This window comes from Curtobacterium sp. 9128, assembly GCF_007673775.1.
Taxonomy (GTDB): domain Bacteria; phylum Actinomycetota; class Actinomycetes; order Actinomycetales; family Microbacteriaceae; genus Curtobacterium.
The window spans coordinates 418,294-440,643 of record NZ_VEAF01000004.1 but is presented as its reverse complement, the minus strand read 5'-3'; the positions used below and the strand labels follow the sequence as shown (position 1 = coordinate 440,643).

General features: G+C 72.1%; 20 protein-coding genes. 4 read left to right on the top strand and 16 right to left on the bottom strand.

Annotated elements, in window-relative coordinates:
• Position 1: 1 nt before the first annotated feature.
• On the bottom strand, positions 2-850 hold the full coding sequence (locus FS641_RS10965) for a biotin--[acetyl-CoA-carboxylase] ligase (RefSeq protein ID WP_144763632.1): 849 nt from the start codon (positions 848-850) through the stop codon (positions 2-4).
• A gap of 74 nt (positions 851-924) precedes the next feature.
• On the opposite strand from FS641_RS10965, the gene FS641_RS10960 reads away from it, so the two are divergent.
• Together FS641_RS10960 and FS641_RS10955 are read left to right on the top strand one after the other, a co-directional pair.
• Positions 925-2,520 (top strand): acyl-CoA carboxylase subunit beta, encoded by a 1,596-nt coding sequence (locus tag FS641_RS10960; RefSeq protein WP_144763630.1) that lies wholly within the window; start codon positions 925-927, stop codon positions 2,518-2,520.
• A gap of 11 nt (positions 2,521-2,531) precedes the next feature.
• A complete protein-coding gene (locus FS641_RS10955; RefSeq protein ID WP_186317701.1) occupies positions 2,532-2,822 on the top strand; it encodes an acyl-CoA carboxylase subunit epsilon in 291 nt (96 codons plus the stop codon).
• A gap of 489 nt (positions 2,823-3,311) precedes the next feature.
• Here FS641_RS10955 and FS641_RS18090 read toward each other — a convergent pair whose 3' ends face one another.
• From FS641_RS18090 to FS641_RS10935, 4 genes are all read right to left on the bottom strand, one after another.
• Positions 3,312-4,379, bottom strand: a complete 1,068-nt coding sequence (locus tag FS641_RS18090) for a hypothetical protein (RefSeq protein ID WP_186317700.1) — start codon at positions 4,377-4,379, stop codon at positions 3,312-3,314.
• The gene (locus FS641_RS10945; RefSeq protein WP_144763624.1) at positions 4,376-5,599 is read right to left on the bottom strand and encodes a sensor histidine kinase; all 1,224 of its coding nucleotides are present in this window, start codon (positions 5,597-5,599) and stop codon (positions 4,376-4,378) included. Before FS641_RS10945 ends, FS641_RS18090 begins: the two co-directional genes overlap by 4 nt.
• A 7-nt stretch (positions 5,600-5,606) precedes the next feature.
• Complete coding sequence (locus tag FS641_RS10940; RefSeq protein ID WP_144763622.1) at positions 5,607-6,323, bottom strand: response regulator transcription factor; 717 nt, start codon at positions 6,321-6,323, stop codon at positions 5,607-5,609.
• Between the two features lie 149 nt (positions 6,324-6,472).
• A complete protein-coding gene (locus tag FS641_RS10935; protein ID WP_144763620.1) occupies positions 6,473-7,732 on the bottom strand; it encodes a class I SAM-dependent RNA methyltransferase in 1,260 nt (419 codons plus the stop codon).
• Positions 7,733-7,746: 14 nt separating this feature from the next.
• On the opposite strand from FS641_RS10935, the gene FS641_RS10930 reads away from it, so the two are divergent.
• Both FS641_RS10930 and FS641_RS10925 read left to right on the top strand, forming a co-directional pair.
• The gene (locus tag FS641_RS10930; RefSeq protein ID WP_144763618.1) at positions 7,747-8,526 is read left to right on the top strand and encodes a nucleoside triphosphate pyrophosphatase; all 780 of its coding nucleotides are present in this window, start codon (positions 7,747-7,749) and stop codon (positions 8,524-8,526) included.
• Between the two features lie 79 nt (positions 8,527-8,605).
• A complete protein-coding gene (locus tag FS641_RS10925) occupies positions 8,606-10,384 on the top strand; it encodes a biotin carboxylase N-terminal domain-containing protein (protein WP_144763615.1) in 1,779 nt (592 codons plus the stop codon).
• 111 nt (positions 10,385-10,495) lie between these two features.
• Here FS641_RS10925 and FS641_RS10920 read toward each other — a convergent pair whose 3' ends face one another.
• The 11 genes from FS641_RS10920 to FS641_RS10870 all read right to left on the bottom strand — a co-directional run bounded on the left by FS641_RS10920 (position 10,496) and on the right by FS641_RS10870 (position 22,289).
• The gene (locus FS641_RS10920) at positions 10,496-11,458 is read right to left on the bottom strand and encodes a hypothetical protein (protein ID WP_144763613.1); all 963 of its coding nucleotides are present in this window, start codon (positions 11,456-11,458) and stop codon (positions 10,496-10,498) included.
• Positions 11,459-11,698: 240 nt separating this feature from the next.
• Complete coding sequence (locus FS641_RS10915; protein WP_260855796.1) at positions 11,699-13,342, bottom strand: phospho-sugar mutase; 1,644 nt, start codon at positions 13,340-13,342, stop codon at positions 11,699-11,701.
• A gap of 62 nt (positions 13,343-13,404) precedes the next feature.
• Complete coding sequence (locus FS641_RS10910) at positions 13,405-14,244, bottom strand: purine-nucleoside phosphorylase (protein ID WP_144763611.1); 840 nt, start codon at positions 14,242-14,244, stop codon at positions 13,405-13,407.
• Positions 14,245-14,253: 9 nt separating this feature from the next.
• Positions 14,254-14,541, bottom strand: coding sequence for a PTS sugar transporter subunit IIB (locus FS641_RS10905; RefSeq protein ID WP_144763609.1), 288 nt, complete (start codon positions 14,539-14,541; stop codon positions 14,254-14,256).
• Positions 14,538-14,984, bottom strand: a complete 447-nt coding sequence (locus FS641_RS10900) for a PTS sugar transporter subunit IIA (protein ID WP_144763607.1) — start codon at positions 14,982-14,984, stop codon at positions 14,538-14,540. The genes FS641_RS10905 and FS641_RS10900 overlap by 4 nt, the downstream gene beginning before the upstream one ends.
• Positions 14,985-14,988: 4 nt before the next feature.
• Positions 14,989-16,104, bottom strand: coding sequence for an adenosine deaminase (locus FS641_RS10895; RefSeq protein ID WP_144763605.1), 1,116 nt, complete (start codon positions 16,102-16,104; stop codon positions 14,989-14,991).
• Between the two features lie 155 nt (positions 16,105-16,259).
• Complete coding sequence (locus tag FS641_RS10890; protein WP_144763603.1) at positions 16,260-17,546, bottom strand: thymidine phosphorylase; 1,287 nt, start codon at positions 17,544-17,546, stop codon at positions 16,260-16,262.
• Position 17,547: 1 nt separating this feature from the next.
• Complete coding sequence (locus tag FS641_RS10885) at positions 17,548-17,997, bottom strand: cytidine deaminase (RefSeq protein WP_144763891.1); 450 nt, start codon at positions 17,995-17,997, stop codon at positions 17,548-17,550.
• A 136-nt stretch (positions 17,998-18,133) separates the two neighbouring features.
• Complete coding sequence (locus FS641_RS10880) at positions 18,134-19,426, bottom strand: ABC transporter permease (RefSeq protein WP_395879406.1); 1,293 nt, start codon at positions 19,424-19,426, stop codon at positions 18,134-18,136.
• Positions 19,423-20,772, bottom strand: coding sequence for an ABC transporter permease (locus FS641_RS10875; RefSeq protein ID WP_395879404.1), 1,350 nt, complete (start codon positions 20,770-20,772; stop codon positions 19,423-19,425). The genes FS641_RS10880 and FS641_RS10875 overlap by 4 nt, the downstream gene beginning before the upstream one ends.
• Positions 20,769-22,289 carry an ABC transporter ATP-binding protein gene (locus FS641_RS10870; protein WP_144763601.1) on the bottom strand — a complete coding sequence of 507 codons (1,521 nt, stop codon included), beginning with the start codon at positions 22,287-22,289 and terminating at the stop codon, positions 20,769-20,771. The genes FS641_RS10875 and FS641_RS10870 overlap by 4 nt, the downstream gene beginning before the upstream one ends.
• Positions 22,290-22,350 lie beyond the last annotated feature (61 nt).

Here is a 22,350-nt window from a genome sequence, read left to right as displayed (position 1 = left end):
GTCATGCATAGCGCAGGTGGGTGACGTCGCCCACGGCGACGCCCCTTACCGACCCGTCTCGATCCCGGATCGTGATGCGACCGTCGTCGTCGATGCCGATGGCGTCCGCCTCGACCGCGCTCCCGTCCGGCAGCTCGAGACGCACCCGCGTGCCGATCGTGCCGCAGCCGGCCCGGACGTGGGACCGGACCGTCTCGGCGGCCGCACCGCCGGCCACCAGGGCGACCACGGCCTCCCGGAGGTCCGACCAGAAGGCGGACAGGACCGCGTCGGCGAGGTCGGGAGCGTCGGCGGTCGCGCCGGCGACGGCGAGGGAGGTGGACGTCGGGGTCGGCAGGCGGTCAGCCGGGATGGTGAGGTTGACGCCGGCGCCGACGACGACCGAGCCGTCCGGGGCGACCTGACAGAGGATCCCGCAGACCTTGCGTCCGTCGACCAGCACGTCGTTCGGCCACTTCACGAGCACCCGCCGTCCCGGTTCCGGCCTGGAGGCTGCGCTCGGCTCCGCCACCCGGGCGCCGGTCCCAGGGCCGGCGCCCACCACCGCTGCCACCGCGTCGCGCATCGTCGCGCCGGCGACGAGCGGGAGCCATCCCCGGTCCCGGTCGTCGAGCGCCGCACGGACCAGGACGCTCGCCGCGAGGGTCTCGCCGGCCGGTGCCGACCACGACCGGTCGAGCCGTCCGCGTCCGGCGGTCTGGTCGAGCGTGACGACCACACTGCCGTCGGGCAGGTCCGCGGCCGCCGCCAGCAGGTCCGCGTTCGTCGACCCGGTGCGGTGCCGAGCGTCGAACACGGCTCCGACGGACTCGACGGCGGCGCGCGAACGCGGGAGAGCGGGTGTGGACATGCACGCAAATGTACGGGCAGGAACCGTGGGGGTCCTCCAACGGGGGCCTGTGCGTCCCCCGGTAGGGTGAGCGGGTGACTTCAGGTGACACCCCCGATCTCTCCACGACGGCCGGCCGGCTCGCCGACCTCCGCGCCCGCTACCACGAGGCCGTGACCGCCGCGGGCGAAGCCGCCATCGCGAAGCAGCACGCCAAGGGCAAGACCACGGCACGCGAGCGCATCGAACAGCTCCTCGACGAGAACTCGTTCGTCGAGCTCGACGAGTTCGTCCGGCACCGCACGCACGCCTTCGGCATGGACGCCAAGCGGCCGTACGGCGACGCCGTCGTCACCGGCTTCGGCACGATCCACGGCCGTCAGGTCGCGGTGTACGCGCAGGACTTCACCGTCTTCGGCGGCTCGCTCGGCGAGGTCGCCGGCGAGAAGATCATCAAGGTCATGCAGCACGCGCTGAAGACCGGCGTCCCGATCATCGGCATCCTCGACTCCGGCGGCGCCCGGATCCAGGAGGGCGTGGTCGCGCTCGGCAAGTACGGCGAGATCTTCCGCCTCAACACGCAGGCCTCCGGGGTCATCCCGCAGATCTCCATCGTGATGGGCCCGGCGGCCGGCGGCGCGGTGTACTCCCCCGCCCTCACCGACTTCGTGATCATGGTCGACAAGACGAGCCACATGTTCGTCACCGGCCCCGACGTCATCAAGACGGTCACGGGCGAGGACGTCGGCTTCGAGGAGCTCGGTGGTGCGCAGACCCACAACGCCGTGTCCGGCGTCGCGCACTACCTCGCCGAGGACGAGTCCGACGCACTCGACTACGCGCGCTCGCTCATCGGGTTCCTGCCCGACAACAACCTCTCCGACGCCCCGGCGTACGACGTCGCCCCGGAGCTCGAGACGACCGACGCCGACCGCGAGCTCGACGTCGTCATCCCGGACTCCACGAACCAGCCGTACGACGTCACCCAGATCATCGAGCACGTCGTCGACGACGGCGACTTCCTCGAGGTCCAGCCGCTGTTCGCCCCGAACATCCTGATCGGCTTCGGTCGGGTCGAAGGCCGCACCGTCGGCATCATCGCGAACCAGCCGCAGCAGATGGCCGGCACGCTCAACATCGACGCCGGCGAGAAGGCGGCGCGCTTCGTGCGGTTCTGCGACGCGTTCGGCATCCCGATCCTCACGCTCGTCGACGTCCCCGGCTACCTCCCCGGCACCGACCAGGAGTGGACGGGCGTCATCCGCCGCGGCGCGAAGCTGCTGTACGCCTACGCCGAGGCCACCGTGCCGCTCGTCACCGTCATCACCCGCAAGGCCTACGGCGGTGCGTACATCGTGATGGGGTCGAAGCAGCTCGGCGCCGACGTCAACCTGGCCTGGCCGACCGCCGAGATCGCCGTGATGGGCGGCCAGGGTGCGGTGAACATCCTCTACCGGAGCGAGATCAAGCGCGCGGAGGAGGCCGGCGAAGACGTCGCCGCGGTCCGCTCCCGCCTGGCGAACGAGTACACCTACAACGTGGCCTCGCCGTACCTCGCAGCCGAGCGCGGCGAACTCGACGGGATCATCCAGCCGCACGCGACTCGTGTCTCGGTGATCAAGGCGCTCCGGGCCCTGCGCGGCAAGCGGGCGAGCCTGCCGCCGAAGAAGCACGGGAACATCCCGCTCTGATGGGCGACGACATGCCCGACCTGATCGCATCCGGCTCCCGCCGTCCGGTTGGCCGACACGCCGCGGCCGTGCCCGCGGACGAGCCGACGCCCGTCGCGGACGTCCAGGTGGTCTCCGGCGAGCCGACACCCGAGGAGCTGGCCGCGGTCGTCGCGGTGCTGCAGCGCCAGGCGGACGAGGTCGCGGCCGCTGGTCGTCCCCCGGTCGTGGTCTCCCCGCGCGCCGGGTGGGACGCGTCCGCACGGGGTCTGCGCGGGCCGCTGCCGCACGGATCCGGGGCCTGGGTCCGCTCGCTCCGCTGACGGATCCGCCGCTGCACCCCTGTCGTCACCGGGGAACGGGGCACATCGGGGTGTACTCCCCGTTCCGTCTCCCCCCGATCGGGGGACGCACCGGCTCAACCGAGTCACCAGAGCCGCGTTTTGTCCCCCATAATGATGACTGACACGCAGCGCAGTACCAGGCATAGTTACTGGTGTTCGATGTCCTCCTCGGAGGACACCGCCGGACGGTGACCGACTAGGGTACGACGTCACCGGCCGCTGCGAGCCAGGGCGACATTCGGGTTGCCGCCCTGCCTCGGGTCGTGAACGGGTCGGTCGGGTCTCCTGACCGGCCCGTTCCCCGTTGGTGGCGCGTGTCGGCGCCTGGCCTTCCCCCCCGTCGGCGCCGGATCGACTCGGAACGACAACGTCGCTGTCGAACGACGTCGACGATGTCGTTCCGCGTCGACAGCACGCACCCCGACCGCGTCGAGCGCACGCACCCCGGCCGCGACGGCGTCGCTCCCGCTACGCCTCGGACGGCTCGGGTTCCGCGTGCCTGGGGATCTCCAGCCAGAGCGCGACGGAGTCGTCCTCGTCGCCGTCCTCGTCGTCGTCGAGCCCGGCGCCGAGCGCCGCCGACTCGCTCGCCGCACCGCTCAGCCGCAGTCCGACGACGGTGACCGCCGCCCCGGAACCCTCCGGCACGGTCCGGACGATCACGTTGTCCGCGTCCCACGCCTGCCGGAGCGCGTCCGCCAGGCGGGCGTGGATCCGGCGGACGTCGTCGATCTCGAGCTCGTCGAGCCCGCCGTCGTCGTGGAGCTGCACCACCGCACCGCGACGGCGGAGCCGCATCACCTCCTGGCGGACGTCGTCGGACAGCAGCGACCTGCCGCGGATCTCGTCGCGGATCGCCTGCTCGAGGTGCAGGCACTCGGTGCGCTCGTCGTCGCTGAGGTCACCGCACGAGTCGATGATCCGCTGCAGCATCGGCAGGGCCATCCGCGTGGTCTGGCTCAGGCGGAACTGTCGTTCGAACACGTGCGCGTCCTGCGCCGCCTGCCAGTCGGCGGTCTCCTGCTCGGCACGGACGAAGTCCCGGGTGACCCGGGTGGCCCGGTTCATCGCCGCGGTGTACGCCGTCGCCACCGCCACCCACAGGACGCTGCCGAGCACCCCGAGCGACCCGAGGGCGCCGGGGCCGGCCCAGACGAGCGTGTGCACGACGAGGAACAGTGCTCCGGCCCAGGCGAAGGGAGCCCGTCCACGCACGACCAGGACGACCATGAGCGTGCACACCGCGGCGACCCACCACGTGGTGTAGTTGGGCGCGTCGACGACGTCGACGACGGGGACCTCGACGACCGGCATCACGACGGCGGTCGCGAGCGCGAAGCACGCCGCCCAGACCGGGAGCGCGGTACCGCGGACGAACAGTGCCGCGCCGGTCGCTGCCGCGTAGAGCACCATGCACGCCAGGACGGGTCCGACGTCCGAGACCCGGGGCAGCGTCGTCGCGGCGAGGACCAGGTGGTAGACGGAGAACACCGCGGCGAGCCCCGTCGCGACGCCCGTGGACACGGAGAGCTTCATGCTGCCTGCTCCGTCGGGTCGGACCAGGTCAGGACGACCACGGTCCCGGCGCCCGGCGCGGTCCGGACGTCGGCGGACCCACCGGCCGCGGCGACACGCTCGACGATCGACCGCCGGACCCCGAGCCGTTCGGCGGGGATCGCCCCGACGTCGAACCCGGCGCCGTCGTCGCCCACCTCGACGCGCACCGTGCCGCCGTCGTCGTGGAGGACCACCCACCGCGACGCCTCGGCACCCGCGTGCTGCACGCTGTTCACCGCGGCCTGCAGCGCTGCCGACGCGAGGGCGTCCGCCACGGCAGCCGGGACCGAACGGTCCGTGAGTGTGCAGGGTCGGACGACGACCGGCGCTGCCAACGCCGACACCGCGGAGACGATCCGGCGCCGCAGCTCGGTGAGCGGAACCGGAGGGACCTCCCCGGGTCCGTCGGTCGCGGCTGCCGCCAGGTGGTCGATCGCGTTCCGCGCCATCCGGGCGGCGAGGGTCTTCGCCTCTGGAGTCTCCGCCCGCGCCGCGGACAGCAGGGTGGTCAGCACGCTGTCGTGCACGATCGAGTCGACCTGGACGCGCTCGACCTCGGTCGCGTGTTCGTGGATCGCGCGGGAGTACCGCCGCACCGCCATCGCCTGCGCGGTGTCGACGGACTCGGCAGCGCGCCGGAGCACGACGATGAGCACGAGTGCCGCCCCGCCGAGGATCGCCGTGTAGACGCCGTCGAGGACCGCCCGACTGACGCCGACGTCACCGCCGGCCGGGGTCAGCCGGATGAGGACGTAGACCGCCGGCACGACGGCGTTGTACACGACGGCCCGCCAGGTGGCGAAGCCCATCGCGGCACCGATCGTCCCGACGTTGCAGAACCACCACGGCCAGGGCAGCTGCGCGTCCGGCAGCGCTCCCTGCACGGTGGCCGGCCACACCACGAGGACGACGAGGAACACCACGGCGCAGGTGATCTGTGCCGGCTGCGCCAGTCGCTGCACGAAGGCCGACACGCCGACGAACAGGAACGACGCACCGGCCACGAGCGCGGAGACGGGGCCCCAGACCGGGTCGAGGACCGAGAGCTGCGTGACGACCGCGGGGGCGAACGCGGCACCGAGACCGATCGCGGCCACGGCGAGGAGGATCGCGAAGGCGCGCTCGGTGGACGCCTGGGTGATCGTCGCCCGGACACTCCGCGCCGGATCGACCCCGAACGGCGCGACCTCGGTCGTCATGAGCGGGTCAGCGTCCGTCGGCGTCCGGATCGATCCCGGAGTCCAACCCCGGGAGGATGCCGTCCTCGACCGCACGACGGAGCAGGTCGACCTTCGTCGGGGCCGGCCGGCCGACCTCGACGTACTTCACGCGGATCCGGTCGAGGTACTCGCGGGCCGTGGAGTACCCGATGCCGAGCTGCTGCGCGGCGAGCTTGAGCGGGAGCCCGGACGCGTAGAGGTGAAGGATCTCGCGCTCGCGTCGGCCGAGTTGCGCCTTGGCGAAGTCCCGGTCGGCGTCGATCGCGCTCGCCCACTCGAGGTTGTTGAGCACGTCGCCGCGCGCGACGGTGGCGACCGCGGCCATCACCGTCTTCGTGGCGGACGACTTCGGGATGACGCCGGCCGCCCCTGCAGCCAGTGCCTCGCGGACGTTCGCGACACGGTCGGCGATGCTGTGCACGAGGACGGCGGAGCCGGTCCCCTGCACGCCCTTGACGTTCTCCGTCACGGTCGAGCCGTCGCCGAGCGACAGGTCGAGCACGACGACGTCGACCTCACGGCCGTCGAGGTTCGCGATGTACTCGGGCACGCTCGCCGCGGTCAGCACGACGTCGAAGCCCTCGTTCTGGCATGCGGCCTGGATGCCGAGCCGGACGGACTCGTGGTCGTCGACGATCGCGACGCGGACGGGCCTGGTGGCCAGTCCGGTCGTCCCTGCTGTTGTGGTCGTGTCTGCTGGCACGGTGACCTCTCGTTCCGACGGGCCCGGCCCCTGAAACCGGGTTGCCGTCAGCAACCAAGGATACCCAGGTCCGTCCCAGGTTCAGATCTCGCCACGCACCCTCGCTCCGGCGAGCTCGCGGCCGCGCTCCAGCGAGCTCGCACCCGCGCTCAGGCGACCGGGACGAGCCGCGCCACGGCCTCCAGGTGGTGCGTGTGCGGGAACAGGTCGAAGGCCCTGAGCGCCTCCAGGCGGTACCCGAGGTCGGCGAACGTCGCGACGTCGCGGGCCAGGGCGACGGGGTCGCAGGCGACGTAGACGACCTGCGCCGGCTGCAGCGCGGCGATCTGCACGACGACCTCGCGCCCGGCGCCGGCACGCGGCGGGTCGAGCACGACGGTGCCCGCACGGAAGCGCTGCTTCTCGGCGGTGGACGCCGTGGAGGCGGTGCGTGCGAGCCAGCGGTCCACCCGGCCCGTCTCCGCGCGGGCGCCGATCCACTCGGCGAGGTTCTCCTGCGCGTGCTCGGTCGCCCGCGGCGCGCTCTCGACGCTGGTGACCCTGGCCTTCGGGCCGACGACGTCACCGAGCGCTGCGGCGAGGAGCCCCACCCCGCCGTACAGGTCGAGGTGGGTCCCCTCGGCGTCGAGTCGCTCGCGGTCGACGAGGTCCTGGACGGCGCCGGTGAGGACCTCGGCGGCACGGTGATGGACCTGCCAGAAGCCGTTGTCGTCGACCTGGAACGTCCGGGTGCCGACGACCTCGGTCACGACCGTCGGCGCCTGCGCGTCGATCACGAGCCGCGCGCCGTCCGAACCGCTCGGCGCGAGCACGTCGACGACCGACGCGCCGGGCATGGACGCCCGGCCGAGCGGGGCGCTCTCCTGCACCGCGGCCGTGGCCAGCGGCAGCGACGTCACCGGCACGACGTCGTGCGACCGCGCTGCGAACGGCCCGGCGGTGCCGTCCTGGTCGACGTGCAGACGGACGCGGGTCCGCCAGCCGAGGCCGTTCGCCGCGTCGTCGCCCGGTGCGGACTCGACGACGACGTCGCCGCCGAGCACCGCGGCGAGGTCCAGGTGGGCGAACCGAGAGAACGCGTCGACGAGGACGTCGTGCTTCAGCGTGCGCTGGTGCGCGAGGGCGATGTGCCCGAACTCCGCGCCCCCGGGTCGGACGGCGGGGTCGCGATCGAGTCCGGCCTCGGCCCAGACGTGGTCGACCCGGTGCTCGCTCGGGGTGAGCACCTGCACGGTGTCCGCCCGCCAGAACGACTTCTTGCGGTCCTCCGTCACACGGGCGACGACCCGCTCCCCGGGGACGGCATCGGAGACGAAGACCACGCGCCCCTCGTGCCGTGCCACCGAGATGCCGCCGTGGGCGATCCCGGTGACGTCGAGTTCGAGCAGCGTTCCGACGGATTCACCCATGGTTCGATGTTCCCATGCGTCTGTACCTCGCGAGTACGTCCCCCGCCCGCCGTGCGCTCCTGGCCCAGACCGGGATCGAGCCCGTCCTGGTGGCGCCGGGCGTCGACGAGGACGCCGCGGCGGCCGCGGCGAGCGCCTCCCTCGGCCGGGACCTCACCGGCCCGGAGCTCGTGTCGCTCCTGGCCGTCGCGAAGGCGTCGGCCGTCGCGGACACTGCGGTCGCCGGCTCCCCCGTCGACGGGTTCGTCTTCGGCGGCGACTCCGCGTTCGAGGTCGACGGACACCTGTACGGCAAGCCGCACGACCCCGAGGTGGCGCGCGAGCGCTGGCGGCAGATGCTCGCCGCCGGCGGCGGCACCCTCTGGAGCGGCCACTGCGTCGTCGACCGGCGCCGCGACCGTGACGCCACCGCGGCACCGACGGGAGGACCGGGTGCAGCCCGCACCGAGCCTCCCGTCAGCCCCGGTGCCGGTCTCGGGTCGTGGGCCGCGTCGATCAGCGGGGTCGCGCCGGGCGGATCCGCGCTGGTCGCCGACGGTGACCGTGTCGTCGCGGTCGACAGCGCCGTCCTGACCTTCGCCGACGACGTGTCCGCGGACGAGATCGACGCGTACGTGGCGACGGGTGAACCGCTCGAGGTCGCGGGGGCGTTCACGATCGACGGCCGTGCCGCTGCGTACATCACGCGGATCGACGGGGCGCCCTCCGCGGTCGTCGGGCTGTCGCTGCCGGTGCTCCGCTCGATGCTGCTCCGCGGGTTCGGGGTCGCGTGGCACGACCTCTGGGCGCTGTAGACATCCACACTCCATCGGGGTGGTTCTTTGTGGATGCCGGTCAATTCGCGTACCCGTTGCACGAATACGCTGACTTACCATGCCCCGTATCAGCAAGGTCCTCATCGCGAACCGCGGCGAGATCGCCGTCCGCATCATCCGCGCGGCCCGCGATGCTGGAAAGGCCTCGGTCGCGGTCTACGCCGACCAGGACCGTGACGCCCTGCACGCACGCCTCGCTGACGAGGCCTACGCGCTGAACGGCACCACCAGCGCGGACACGTACCTGGTCATCGACAAGATCATCTCGGTCGCCCGTCGCTCCGGCGCCGACGCCGTGCACCCCGGCTACGGCTTCCTCGCCGAGAACGCCGACTTCGCCCGCGCCGTCATCGACGCCGGGCTGACCTGGATCGGCCCCTCGCCGGAGTCGATCGAGCGCCTCGGCGACAAGGTTTCCGCGCGGCACGTGGCCGAGAAGGTCGGCGCACCGCTCGCTCCCGGGACCATCGAGCCCGTGCAGGACGTCTCCGAGGTCGTCGCCTTCGCCGACGAGGTCGGACTCCCCGTCGCGATCAAGGCGGCGTTCGGCGGTGGCGGCCGCGGCCTGAAGGTCGTCCGCTCGCGCGACGAGATCGAGGCGCAGTTCGAGTCCGCGACGCGCGAGGCGATCGCCGCGTTCGGTCGCGGCGAGTGCTTCGTCGAGAAGTACCTCGACAAGCCGCGACACGTCGAGACCCAGTGCCTGGCCGACGAGCACGGCAACGTCGTCATCGTCTCCACCCGCGACTGCTCGTTGCAGCGTCGCCACCAGAAGCTCGTCGAGGAGGCGCCGGCGCCGTACATCACGCCCGCGCAGCACGACCGCCTGTACGAGTCGTCGAAGGCGATCCTCCGCGAGGTCGGCTACGTCGGTGCCGGGACCTGCGAGTTCCTCATCGGGGCCGACGGCACCGTGTCCTTCCTCGAGGTGAACACCCGCCTGCAGGTCGAGCACTGCGTCTCCGAAGAGGTCACCGGCATCGACCTGGTCCGCGAGCAGTTCCGCATCGCCGAGGGTGGCGTGCTCGACTACGACGACCCGGAGCCCCGCGGTCACTCGTTCGAGTTCCGCATCAACGGCGAGGACGCCGGCCGCAACTTCTTCCCGGCGCCCGGTCCCGTGCACGTGTTCCACGCACCCTCCGGCCCCGGCGTCCGCGTCGACTCGGGTGTCGTCTCCGGCGACGTCGTCTCCGGCGCGTTCGACTCGATGCTCGCGAAGCTCGTCGTCACCGGAGCCACCCGTGCCGAGGCCCTCGAGCGCTCGCGCCGTGCCCTCGCCGAGTTCGAGGTCGCCGGGCTGCCCACCGTCATCCCGTTCCACCGGGCGGTCGTGGCGGACCCCGCGTTCGCGACGCCCGACGACGAGCCGTTCTCGGTGTACACGCAGTGGATCGAGACCGACTTCGTCAACGACATCCCGGCGTGGAGCGGTTCCCCGGAGGCCCTGCCGGCACCGGCGGCGCGCGACACCGTCGTCGTCGAGGTGCAGGGCAAGCGCATCGAGGTCACCATGCCGGCCATCGTCGGCGGTGGTGCGGCTGCCGCCGGTCGTCGTCCGGCTGGGCCCTCCGCTCCCCCGCGTCGTCGGTCCTCGGCGGTCCGCGGCGGCCTGGCGAGCTCGAGTGCCGCGGTGACCTCGCCGATGCAGGCGACCGTGGTGAAGCTCGCCGTCGCGGAGGGCGACACCGTGGTGAAGGGCGACCTGCTCGTCGTGCTCGAGGCCATGAAGATGGAACAGCCCGTGCAGGCCCACAAGGACGGCGTCGTCACCGGGCTGGACGCCCCCGTCGGCCAGACGATCTCTTCCGGCCACGTCCTGCTCGAGATCGCGTAGCGGGGCGCGCGACCCGGGTTGGCCGCGCCCGCGCGCGCGGCGGGAGCCCGTGTTCCGGTCTCGCGCCCTCTCACGAACATCGCACTCCCGCAGCACGGGGCGCAATGTTCGTCAGAGGGTGCGAAGGGCAGCGGACCGCCACGCTGAGGCCCAGTTCGGTCCGAGCGGGACGCCTGCTTCGTGCAGGCGACGCGGGAGTTGTCCGCCCGGCATCGCGTCGGCCCAGACGACCCTGCCGAAGTGATGGACCTCGACTCTGGAACGGAGGGCGTCTTCACGGCGCTTCTCCTCGAACACCACTTCCTCCGCCGACCGCCCCCTCCGCAGCCGCGGGTCCGTGTACTTGGCAGCGCCGTCGAACTCGATGATCGTGCCGGACGCGGGGAACCACAGGTCGACACGTTCCGACGTCCCCCAGTCGGTGCGGAACTCCTGCTGCAGAACGGGACGAGGCGCGCCGAGGACGTGGGCTCCCCATCTGGTGATGCTCTCCCCGGGCGACTCGGCAGCGCCGTCGGCGAGGTCGACGAGTTCGGCAGCGCGTCTTCCTGCGCGAGGTGCTCCGCGGGCTTCGAGCTCCGCCGACAACGTGTCCCGCGCGACACCGCGCCGGAGGACGGCATCGAGGACCACGATGGCGCGCCAAGGGTGGTCGGCGAGGGCCACGTCGACCGCAGTCGCCGCAAGTGTCGTCGTCGGTACCCCGGCGATCGTCACGCAGCTCGGAACACGGCCGCCCGTTCCGACTCGACGTGACCCGGCCTTCTTCTGCCCGCGGTCACGCGCCGGATCGGCCAGCACGACGCGGTCGCCGTACCCGCCGATCCAGGGCAACCCGTGCATCGCGACCGCGGATCGGTGCGCGACGACGACACCGTCCGCGATCCGGCTCCACGAGCGCGCCGCTCGGACACGAGCGACGTGGCGATCTCGGTCGCTCGCCGCGTCCCACTGTGCAGCGCTCGCGAAACAGCCCCGACGGATCCGGACGAAGTCCCCGTGCGCAGCACCCCGGCGGACGGACGCTGCAGCCGTCGCGTCGATCCCGGCCGTGAAGATGAGTTCGATGTCCACAGAGCCGAGCCTCGCTCCATCCGCGGATCACCGAGTGCCCTCACGGAGGTCCGTGGAGGGTCGAGGCGTCGCCGTGACTGTGGAGGGACGGCCTTCGCTCGTCGCGCCCTTCCACGGACATCGCACCCCGTGAAGACGGGGCGCGATGTCCGTCGCAGGGCGCGACGGTGGCGCGGGACGACCGGCCCGCCCGCGCCCGCCGCGGCCGAGCGCGGCCGCTGCGCCCGGCCCGCGGCGCCGCTACGACACGCGCGGGCGGATCGCGTCGGCGAGAGCGTCGACGAGCGCCTGGGCCTCGGCGGGGGTGGCCGCGACGGTGTCGATGTAGACCTTGACCTTGGGCTCGGTGCCGCTCGGGCGGACGATCACCCGGGCCTCACCGGTCAGGTCGTAGCGCAGGATGTCCGACGGCGGGAAGCCGTCCACCCCGGAGGCGTAGTCCGTCGTGGACACCACGGCCAGCGGTCCGAGGGACGCCGGCGGCGTGGTCCGGAGCGCCTGCATGACCTCCCCGATGCGGGCGAGGTCGTCCACTCGCGTGGCGACCTGCCCGGACGCGAACGCCCCGAACTCCGCGGCGAACGCGTCGAGCTGCGAACCGATCGACTTCCCGGCGGCGTGCAGTTCGGTGGCGAGCGAGAGCAGTTCGAGCGCAGCGGAGATGCCGTCCTTGTCGCGCACCACCTGCGGGTCGACGAGGTAGCCGAGCGCTTCCTCGTACCCGAACAGCAGGTCGGGCACGCGGGACACCCACTTGAAGCCGGTCAGGGTGTCCCGGTACCCGAGCCCGTGCCGTGCGGCGACGCGGGCGAGTGCCGGCGACGAGACGATCGACGCCGCAAGCACCCCGGTGGTCCCGGCGGCCGCAGCGCGGGACGCCGCGCGCCAGCCGAGCAGCCAGCCGACCTCGTTGCCCGAGAGCCGGCGGTACCCGCCGTCGCCCGTCGGGATCGCGAGTGCCAGGCGGTCGGCATCGGGGTCGTTCGCGATGACGAGGTCCGCGCCGAGTGCCGCTCCCCGTGCCGTCGCGAGGTCCATCGCGCCCGGCTCCTCGGGGTTCGGGAACGACACGGTCGGGAACGCCCCGTCCGGCTCGATCTGCTCCGGGACGACCGCCGGTTCGGCGAACCCGGCGGCGGTGAACACCGCGCGCGCGGTCTCCCACCCGACGCCGTGCATCGCCGTGTAGACCACGGCGGGCTGCTCGTCGACCGGCAGCGCCGGAGCGGGGACGATCGCCGCCGTGGCGGCCACGTACGCGTCGAGGAGCTCCGGGCCGGCGACGGTGTAGTCCGTGGCCCGGGCGAGGTCGGCGACGGAGCCCGCGGCCACCTGCTCGATGGCGGAGGCGATCGCACCGTCGACCGGCGGGACGATCTGCGAACCGTCGTCCTCGCCGCCGAGGTACACCTTGTACCCGTTGTCCCGCGGCGGGTTGTGGCTCGCGGTGACCATCACGCCGGCACCGACGCCGAGGTGCCGCACCGCGAAGGCGAGCACGGGCGTCGGCAGCGCGGACGGCAGGAGCGTCACGTCGAGCCCGAGGCCGCGCATGACCTCCGCCGAGTCGCGCGCGAACACGTCCGAGTTGACCCGCCCGTCGTACCCGATGACGACGCTGCGGTCGCGGCCGGCGTCGATCAGGAAGCGGCCGAGCCCGGCAGCAGCCTGGGAGACGACCGCCCGGTTCATCCGCAGCGGTCCCCAGCCCAGCTCGGCACGGAGGCCGGCGGTCCCGAACTGCAGCCGCCCGGCGAACCGGTCGGCGAGCAGCGCCAGCGCGGACGCGTCCCCCGACGCCGCCACCGCGACGACGGCGGAGAGCTCGTCCTGGGTGGACGGATCAGGGTCCTGCACGAGCCAGGCGCGTGCCGCGTCGAGCACGCCGGTGTCGGTGACGAGGTCGCCGTCCCCGATCGCGCCGTCGGACGCTCCCGTGTACGGGGTCACAGCGCCGCCACCACCCGCGCGAGCAGGTCCGCGATCACCGGTTCGGCGGTCCGACCCGCCTCGAGGACCTCGGCGTGCGACAGCGGCGTCGTCTGGATCCCCGCCGCGAGGTTCGTGATCAGGGAGAAGCCGAGGACCTCCATCCCGGCCTGGCGCGCGGCGATCGCCTCGAGCGCGGTGGACATGCCGACGATGTGCCCGCCGATCGCCTTCGCCATCTGGACCTCGGCGGGGGTCTCGTAGTGCGGGCCGCGGAACTGCGTGTACACGCCCTCGTCGAGCGACGGGTCGATCGACCGGGCGACGGCACGGAGCCGAGCGGAGTAGAGGTCGGTCAGGTCGATGAAGGTGGCGCCCTCGAGCGGGCTGTCGGCCGTGAGGTTGATGTGGTCGTTGATCAGGACCGGGGTGCCGGGGGTCCAGTGTTCCTTGATGCCACCGGCACCGTTCGTGAGCACCATCGTCGTCGCACCGGTCGCCGCTGCGGTCCGCACGCTGTGCACGACCCGACGGACGCCGTGACCCTCGTAGTAGTGCGTGCGCGCGCCGATGACGAGCGCGTGGCGGCCGTCGGCGAGGCGGATCGACCGGACGGTACCGGAGTGCCCGGGGACCGCGGACGCGCTGAAGCCCGGGACGTCGGCGGCGTCGATCGACGACACCGTCTCGCCGATGAGGTCGGCGGCCTTGCCCCAGCCGGACCCGAGGGTCAGGGCGATGTCGTGGCGCTCGATGCCGGACCGGTCCGCGATGACGGCTGCGGCGTCGCGGGCGACGTCGAACGGGTCGACGGTCGGGTCGTTGAGCGGGTTGGAGTCGGTGGTCGTGCTGGCCATTGCCCCATGCTACGGGGCCGGTGACTCCCCCAGCGCCTTCTCCACCGCCGCGGTGATCTCGCTCTGGTCGAAGTGGTTCCGGATCACGATGACCTCGGCGTAGGTGCTGCCGATCGCCTCGACGAACTCCTGCGACGTCAGGATGACGTTCGCGTCCTCGGACACCGCGCGCACCGACGCGACGTCGGCGGCGACGACCTCGGCCGAAAGCCCGAGCGCCGTCAGGGCCTTCTCGGCGTTCACCTTGAGGATGCCGCTCGCGCCGATGCCGGCCCCGCAGATGGTCACGATCTTCACGCGGACACCCCCATGATCGCGCGGACCTCGGCGGGGGCCGCCGCCGCGGCCAGGCGCGACGTCGTCGACTGGTCGTTGAAGAGGTTGGCGATGTCGCCGATGGACTCGAGGTGCGTGCCGATCTCGGCGACCGAGAGCGCGAGGACGACCGACACGGGGTCGTTGTGCGGGTGGCCGAACGCGACGGGCTCGGCGAGCGTGACCACCGCCAGACCGTCGCGGAGCACCGCGGCACCGGGGCGCGCGTGGGCGAAGGCCAGACCCGGGGCGATGACGATGTACGGTCCGTGTTCCTCGACCATGGCGATCATCGCGTCCGTGTACGCAGCCGTCGCCGCTCCCGACGCGACGAGCGCGCCTCCGGCGAGCCGGAGCGCGTCACGCCACGTCGGGGCGGACGCCCCGAGCACGACGGCCTCGTCGGGAAGCGGCGGCAGACTCATCCGGTCAGGCCTCCGCGTACCCGGACGTGATCAGCGAGATGATCTCCTCGCGGTCCTCGAGCGGCAGGAAGGACCCGAGCGCGGCGTTGATCTGGAACGCGGCGAGGTCGTCGAGGTCGTACCCGAACGTGCCGGCGAGCAACGCGAGCTCCTTCGTGAGCGAGGTGTTGCTCATCAGGCGGTTGTCCGTGTTCACCGTGACGCGGAACCCGAGCTGGTAGAGGACGTCGAACGGGTGGTCGGCGAGGTCGTCGCCCCACGCGGCGACGGCGCCGGTCTGCAGGTTCGAGGACGGCGAGAGCTCGAGCGGGATCTCCCGGTCGCGCACCCACGAGGCGACCTCGCCGAGGGAGGCGAGCGTCGAGCCGTCGCCGGCGTCGGAGAGCTGGATGTCCTCGAAGATCCGGACGCCGTGCCCGAGCCGCAGCGCCCGACCGTCGACGAGGGCCGAACGGATCGAGGCGACGCCGTCGGCTTCGCCGGCGTGCACGGTGACCGGGAAGAGCTCGGCGGCCAGGTGATCGAAGGCGGCGCGGTGGTTCGACGCCGGGAACCCGGCTTCGGCTCCGGCGATGTCGAACCCGACGACGCCGTGGTCGCGGTGGCGCACGGCGAGCTCGGCGATCTCGAGCGCCCGGTCGGCGTGGCGCATCGCGGTGACGAGCTGACCGATGCGGATCGCGCCGTCGGCGGCGACGACGGCTTCCTCGATGCCGGCCTGCACGGCCTCCACGGTCTGGTCGAGCGTGAGCCCACCCTGCAGGTGCTGCTCCGGTGCCCACCGGATCTCGCCGTACACGACGCCGTCGGCGACGAGGTCCTCGACGAACTCGCGCGCGACCCGGGTCAGCCCGTGCTCGGTCTGCATCACGGCGGTGGTGACGTCGAAGGTCTTCAGGTACTCGACGAGCGAGCCGGAGTTCGCCTGGTCGCTGAACCACGTGCCGAGTTCGGCGGCGTCGGTCGTCGGCAGCGTGACACCGGCGGCGTCCGCGAGCTCGATGATCGTCCCGGGACGGAGTCCGCCGTCGAGGTGGTCGTGCAGCGAGACCTTGGGCAGGTCGTTGATCACGGCGCCCGCGTCGGGCAGTCGGTACGTGGGTGCGTCGTCGGCGCTCATGTCGACCAGGCTATCGGTGCGCGCGTCCGCCTCGCCGGTGACGTCCCACAGGATCGTGGACGACGGGCTGGAGGCTCGCCACATGTGGACGAACCGGCGCAGCCCGGTCCGGAGAACGGGGCACCCGGTCCGGAGAACGGCGCACCTCGGTCGGGCTACTGGATGCGCTCGCGCACGATCGACCCGCGCGGCTCGGCCGACGTCCCGATGCTCCACGCCCCCTCGAGCGACTCCAGCGCCCGGTCGAAGCGCGAGGGCTCGTCGGTGTGCAGGGTCCAGAGCGGCTGTCCCTCGGTCACCGCGTCGCCGGGCTTGGCGTGCAGCTCGATGCCGGCGCCCGCCTGCACCGGGTCCTGCGCGCGTGCCCGGCCCGCACCGAGCCGCCACGCGGCGATCCCGAACGGCAGCGCCTCCTGCGTGGCGAGCACGCCCGAGGTCGGCGCGGTCACGACGTGCTGCTCCCGGGCGACCGGCAGCGCGGCGTCCGGGTCCCCGCCCTGCGCCTGGATCATCCGGCGCCAGGTGTCCATCGCCCGTCCGTCCGCCAACGCTGCGGCGGGGTCCGCGTCCGGCAGTCCGGCCAGGCGGAGCATCTCCTCCGCGAGCGACACGGTCAACGCCACGACGTCCGCCGGGCCGCCGCCGGCCAGGACCTCGACGGACTCCCGCACCTCGAGCGCGTTGCCGATCGTCAGGCCGAGCGGGACCTCCATGTCCGTCAGGAGCGCCGAGGTGGCCACGCCGGCGTCCTTCCCGAGGTCGACCATCGTCTGCGCGAGCTCGCGCGAGGCCTCGTACGTGGGCATGAACGCGCCGGAGCCGAACTTCACGTCGAGCACGAGCGCTCCGGTGCCCTCGGCGATCTTCTTCGACATGATGCTCGACGCGATGAGCGGGATGCACTCGACGGTGCCGGTGATGTCCCGGAGCGCGTACAGCTTCTTGTCCGCCGGGGCGAGCCCGGACCCGGCCGCGCAGATGACGGCGCCGACGTCGGCGAGCACCTGCATCATGCGGTCGTTCGAGAGCGCCGCCTGCCAGCCCGGGATCGACTCGAGCTTGTCGAGCGTGCCGCCGGTGTGCCCGAGACCCCGACCGGACAGCTGCGGCACGGCGACGCCGAAGGACGCCACGAGCGGTGCGAGCGGCAGCGTGATCTTGTCGCCGACACCACCGGTGGAGTGCTTGTCGACGGTCGTCTTCCCGAGCGAGCCGAACGACATCCGCTCCCCCGACGCGATCATCGCGAGCGTCAGGTCCTTGATCTCCCGTCGCTCCATGCCGTTCAGGAAGATCGCCATCGCGAGGGCCGCCATCTGCGGATCCTCGACGTAGCCACGCGTGTAGGCGTCGACGAGCCAGTCGATCTCCGACGTGCCCAGCGCGCCGCCCGAGCGCTTCGTGCGGATGAGGTCGACGGTGTCGAACGGCTCGACGGCCATGTCAGTGCTCCTGGTGGTAGGTGGCGAGGGTCCGCGGGCCGAAGGCGTCGGGGAGGACCTCGTCGATGGTGCGGATGCCGGAGACGGTCTCGAGCAGCATGCCCTCGGTGGAGTGTTCGAACAGCAGCTGCCGGCACCGGCCGCACGGCATGAGCGTCGCGCCGTCGCCGTCCACGCAGGTGAACGCGACGAGCTTCCCGCCGCCGGTCATGTGCAGCTGCGACACGAGCGAGCACTCCGCGCAGAGCGTGACGCCGTACGAGGCGTTCTCCACGTTGCAGCCGGAGACGATCCGACCGTCGTCGGTCAGGGCCGCAGCGCCGACGGGGAAGGACGAGTACGGCGCGTAGGCGCGGCCCATGGCCGCGGTCGCGGCCTCCCGCAGGGCGGTCCAGTCGACGTCGACGCTCGCGTTGAACGTGCCCGCTGTACCGGACTGGAGGTTCCCCACCGGCACGGCCGGACCGCCGCTGGCGCGTCGCTCCGGAACCGGCGGCGTGGGCCCGGTGGCCGGGTCGGTCCAGGCGGGCTCGCCCGCCGTCTGCTCACCGGATGCGTTCGTGTCGGACATGGGTCGGGCCTCCTGGCTAGCTCTTGATGTACGGCTTGCCCGACGCGGCGGGACCACGCGACTGTCCGACCAGGCCGGCCACCGCGAAGATCGTCACCACGTAGGGCAGCATGAGCAGGAACTCGCTCGGCACGGGCGAGTTGATCGACCCGAGGACGTTCTGCAGGTTCGACGCGAAACCGAACAGCAGCGCTGCCAGCGTCGCCCGGATCGGGTCCCAGCGACCGAAGATGACCGCGGCGAGGGCGATGTAGCCGGCGCCCGCCGTCATGTCCTTCGCGAACGGACCGACCGACCCGAGCGTGAAGTACGCACCGCCGAGACCGGCGATGGCTCCGGCGAGCGACACGTTCCAGAAGCGCGTGCTGAGCACGTTGATGCCGACCGTGTCGGCGGCCTGCGGGTGCTCGCCGACCGCGCGGAGGCGGAGGCCCCAGCGGGTCTTGAACAGGGCGAACGTCACGACGGCCACGGCGACGTACGCCAGGTACACGATGACGTTCTGCTCGAAGAACACCGGACCGATGACCGGGATCTGGTGCAGCACCGGGATCGGCAGGACCGGGAACCGGATCCCGACGTTGAGCGTCTGCTCGGCCGGTGAGAGCACCTGCGAGTACAGGAAGCCGGTCAGTCCGGAGATGAACGCGTTGATGACGACACCGACGATGACCTGGTCGACGAGGTACTTGATGCTGAACGCCGCGAGGACGAACGACACCAGGACACCGGCCACGAGCGCGCCGACGAGACCGACCCAGGCGGAGCCCGTCAGCGAGCCGATCATCGCGGAGACGAAGGCGCCGGCGAGGAACTGGCCCTCGATCGCGATGTTGACCACGCCGACGCGCTCGGAGATGACACCGCCGAGGGCACCGAAGACGAGCGGCACGCTGAGCCCGAGCGCCCCGACGAGCAGGCCGGGCAGCGGGATCGTCGCGCCGGCCGCGGCCCACGTGAGGAACCCGACGACGAACAGGATCGCGAAGACGCTCGTGACCCAGAGGGGCACCTTGCGGAAGCCGCGCACCTGGAGGAACGCGACGACGGTGGCCAGGGCCAGCAGCACGGTGACGACGATGCCGGTGCCGGTCGCCGGCAGGCGCACGTCCGGCAGCTGCACGAAGTCACCGGCGTTCGCCAGTCGGAACGTCGCCGACCCGTCGCGACCGAGCAGCACGAAGAACACGAGCGCGAGGACCGTGAAGACGGCGAACGCGATCGGGGCCTTCCAGCTCCGGGTGGACTCGACGGTGCGGTCGGCGAGGACCTGCGCTCCCGAGGGCATCGATGGGCTGAGGGTGCTCACGCGGCGACCGCCTTCCGCTGGGACTTCCTGGACGCCTTGCGACGGGCGCCGGGCTGCGGGATCCGGAAGATCGCGCGGACGAGCGGCGGAGCCGCGATGAACAGCACGATGAGTGCCTGGATGACGCTGACGATGTCGATCGGGATGCCGTTCGCGGCCTGCATGGCGTAGCCGCCGTTCTTGAGGACGCCGAACAGGATCGCCGCCCAGAACGTGCCCCACGGCTTCGAACGGCCGAGGAGCGCGACCGTGATCGCGTCGAAGCCGATGCCGGCGTCGATGTTCGACGTGAAGCCGCTCGTGACGGCGCCCTGCACCTGGTAGGCGCCGGCGATGCCGACGAGCGCTCCGGAGATGACCAGCACCCAGATCGTCAGCGACGGCACGCTCATGCCGGCGACGCGGGCGGCGCGCGGGTTCTCACCGATGGTGCGGAAGCGGAAGCCGAGCGAGGACTTGTTGACGAGCCACCACACGACGACCACCGCGATGATCGCCACGACGAAGCCGAGGTCGACGCCGTACCGCGGGCCGAAGAGCTGCGGCAGCACGGCCGACTCCTTCATGGCGGGCGAGATCGGGTTCGGGCTGCCGGGGGCCTGCAGGAGGCCCGGGGTGCGCAGGAGGTAGCTGACCAGGTAGAGCGCGACGTAGTTGAGCATGATCGTCAGGACGACCTCGTTGGCACCGGTGCGGGCCTTGAGCACGCCGACGATGCCGCCCCACACCGCGCCGCCGACGATGCCGGCGAGGATGGTGAGCGGGATGTGGATGACCGCGGGCAGGTCGAACGCGAAGCCGACCCAACCGGCGGCCGCTGCGCCCATCAGGATCTGCCCCTGGCCACCGATGTTGAACAGGCCGGCGCGGAACGACAGCGCGATGCCGAGACCGGCGGCGATGAGCGGCACGGCGTAGTCGACCGAGCGGGTGATCGGGACGATCGCCTGAGCGAACGAGCTCGCGCCGAAGTTCACGACGGACCCCTGGAACAGCGAGGCGTACGAGCCGCCGACCGCGGTGCCGATGGCACGGAAGGTGTCGGCGGGCCGGGCGAAGAAGTAGCCGGACGCCTGCTGCACACCGGGGTCGGTGAGGGCGATGAGGATGCCGCAGGCGACGAGCGCGAGGACGACGGCGAGCACCGTGACGAGCACGGAGCCGTTCATGATGCTCTGCAGGGCGGCGTGCCAGCGGTCCCCCGCTGCCGTCGGGGCCCCGGCGCGACGCTCGGTGTCGGCCGCGGAGTCCGTCATGAGGTGAGGCGTGCCCTCGACGTCCTGCAGCCGGTCGTCGGTGGTGACGTCCGTCGTGGGGTCGTTCTCGGGGGGCGTGGGGGTGCTCACGCGGCCAGCTCCGTTCCTTCGGGCAGTTCCCCGGCCATCATGAGACCGAGGACGTCACGGGGGGTGTCGGCGGGGACGATGCCGATGATCGTGCCGCGGTACATGACGGCGATGCGGTCCGCCAGGGCCACGACCTCGTCGAGCTCGGTGGAGACGACGATGACCGGGACGCCGGAGTCGCGGGTGGCGACGATGCGCTTGTGCACGAACTCGATCGACCCGACGTCGATGCCGCGCGTGGGCTGCGCGGCGACGAACAGCCGGAGCTCGCGGCTGAGCTCCCGGGCCAGCACGATCTTCTGCTGGTTGCCGCCGGAGAGCCGACCGGCCGCCGTCGCACGCGAGGGCGTTCGGATGTCGAACTCGGCGATCGCCGCGTCGGCGAACGCGTCGCGCTCGGCGGCCCGGATGGTGCCGGCTCGGACGAACTCGGCGTGGTCCGCGCGGTCGAGCATGAGGTTCTCGGCGATGGTGAACTCACCGACCAGCCCGTCCTCCTTGCGGTCCTCGGGGACGAACCCGACGCCCGCGTCGAGGATCTGCTTCACGCTGCGGCCGCTGATCTCGCTGCCGTCGAGCGTGATGCGCCCGGAGCGCAGGTGCTCGAGGCCGAGGATCGCCTCGGTCAGCTCGGTCTGCCCGTTGCCCTGCACGCCCGCGATCGCGAGGACCTCGCCGCGACGGACGGTGAACGACACGTCGTCGACGAGCACGATGCCGGACGGGTCGGTCACGGTGACGCCCTCGACGACGAGGGCGTCCTCGCCACCGGTGGACGGCTCCTTCTCGACGACGAGGGAGACGGCGCGACCGACCATGAGCGCGGCGAGCTCGTTGTTCGTCGCGGTGGGCGACGCCTCGCCGACGACCTTGCCGAGCCGGATGACGGTGATGCGGTCGGCGACCTCGCGGACCTCGCGGAGCTTGTGGGTGATGAAGACGATCGCGGTGCCGGCCTCGCGGAGCTGGCGCATGATGCCCATCAGCTCGTCGGTCTCCTGCGGCGTGAGGACGGCCGTCGGCTCGTCGAACACGAGCACGGAGGCGTCCCGGGACAGCGCCTTGATGATCTCGACGCGCTGCTGGACGCCGACGGGCAGGTCCTCGACCCGGGCGTCGGGGTCGACGTCGAACCCGAAGCGCTCGGAGATCTCGCGGACGCGGCGCCGGGCTCCGGCGAGGTCGAGGCGCCCGCCGAACGCCGTCTCCTCCTGCCCGAGCATGACGTTCTCGGCGACCGTGAACACCGGCACGAGCATGAAGTGCTGGTGGACCATGCCGATCCCGGCACGCATCGCGTCACCGGGGCCGTCGAAGTCCTGGACGACGTCGTCCAGGAGGATCTCGCCCTCCTCCGCCTGGTACATGCCGTAGAGCACGTTCATCAGGGTGGACTTGCCGGCGCCGTTCTCCCCGAGGAGGCAGTGCACCTCGCCCGGTTCGACGGTGAGGGAGATGTGGTCGTTCGCGACCAGGGGGCCGAACCGCTTCGTGATGCCGCGGAGTTCGAGCTTCATGTCGGGAGTGTCGTTCCTGTCGGGTGCTGCGGGGCGCGCGAATGCGGGCGGAGGAGTGTCC

Excerpts from the sequence above, each read along its gene's own strand:
- FS641_RS10930 (WP_144763618.1), top strand. The coding sequence starts at position 7,747 with ATGCGTCTGTACCTCGCGAGTACGTCCCCCGCCCGCCGTGCGCTCCTG.
- FS641_RS10965 (WP_144763632.1), bottom strand. The coding sequence starts at position 850 with ATGTCCACACCCGCTCTCCCGCGTTCGCGCGCCGCCGTCGAGTCCGTC.
- FS641_RS10910 (WP_144763611.1), bottom strand. The coding sequence starts at position 14,244 with ATGGCCAGCACGACCACCGACTCCAACCCGCTCAACGACCCGACCGTC.
- FS641_RS10890 (WP_144763603.1), bottom strand. The coding sequence starts at position 17,546 with ATGGCCGTCGAGCCGTTCGACACCGTCGACCTCATCCGCACGAAGCGC.
- FS641_RS10895 (WP_144763605.1), bottom strand. The coding sequence starts at position 16,104 with ATGAGCGCCGACGACGCACCCACGTACCGACTGCCCGACGCGGGCGCC.
- FS641_RS10870 (WP_144763601.1), bottom strand. The coding sequence starts at position 22,289 with ATGAAGCTCGAACTCCGCGGCATCACGAAGCGGTTCGGCCCCCTGGTC.
- FS641_RS10955 (WP_186317701.1), top strand. The coding sequence starts at position 2,532 with ATGCCCGACCTGATCGCATCCGGCTCCCGCCGTCCGGTTGGCCGACAC.
- FS641_RS10945 (WP_144763624.1), bottom strand. The coding sequence starts at position 5,599 with ATGACGACCGAGGTCGCGCCGTTCGGGGTCGATCCGGCGCGGAGTGTC.
- FS641_RS10935 (WP_144763620.1), bottom strand. The coding sequence starts at position 7,732 with ATGGGTGAATCCGTCGGAACGCTGCTCGAACTCGACGTCACCGGGATC.
- FS641_RS18090 (WP_186317700.1), bottom strand. The coding sequence starts at position 4,379 with ATGAAGCTCTCCGTGTCCACGGGCGTCGCGACGGGGCTCGCCGCGGTG.
- FS641_RS10925 (WP_144763615.1), top strand. The coding sequence starts at position 8,606 with ATGCCCCGTATCAGCAAGGTCCTCATCGCGAACCGCGGCGAGATCGCC.
- FS641_RS10900 (WP_144763607.1), bottom strand. The coding sequence starts at position 14,984 with ATGAGTCTGCCGCCGCTTCCCGACGAGGCCGTCGTGCTCGGGGCGTCC.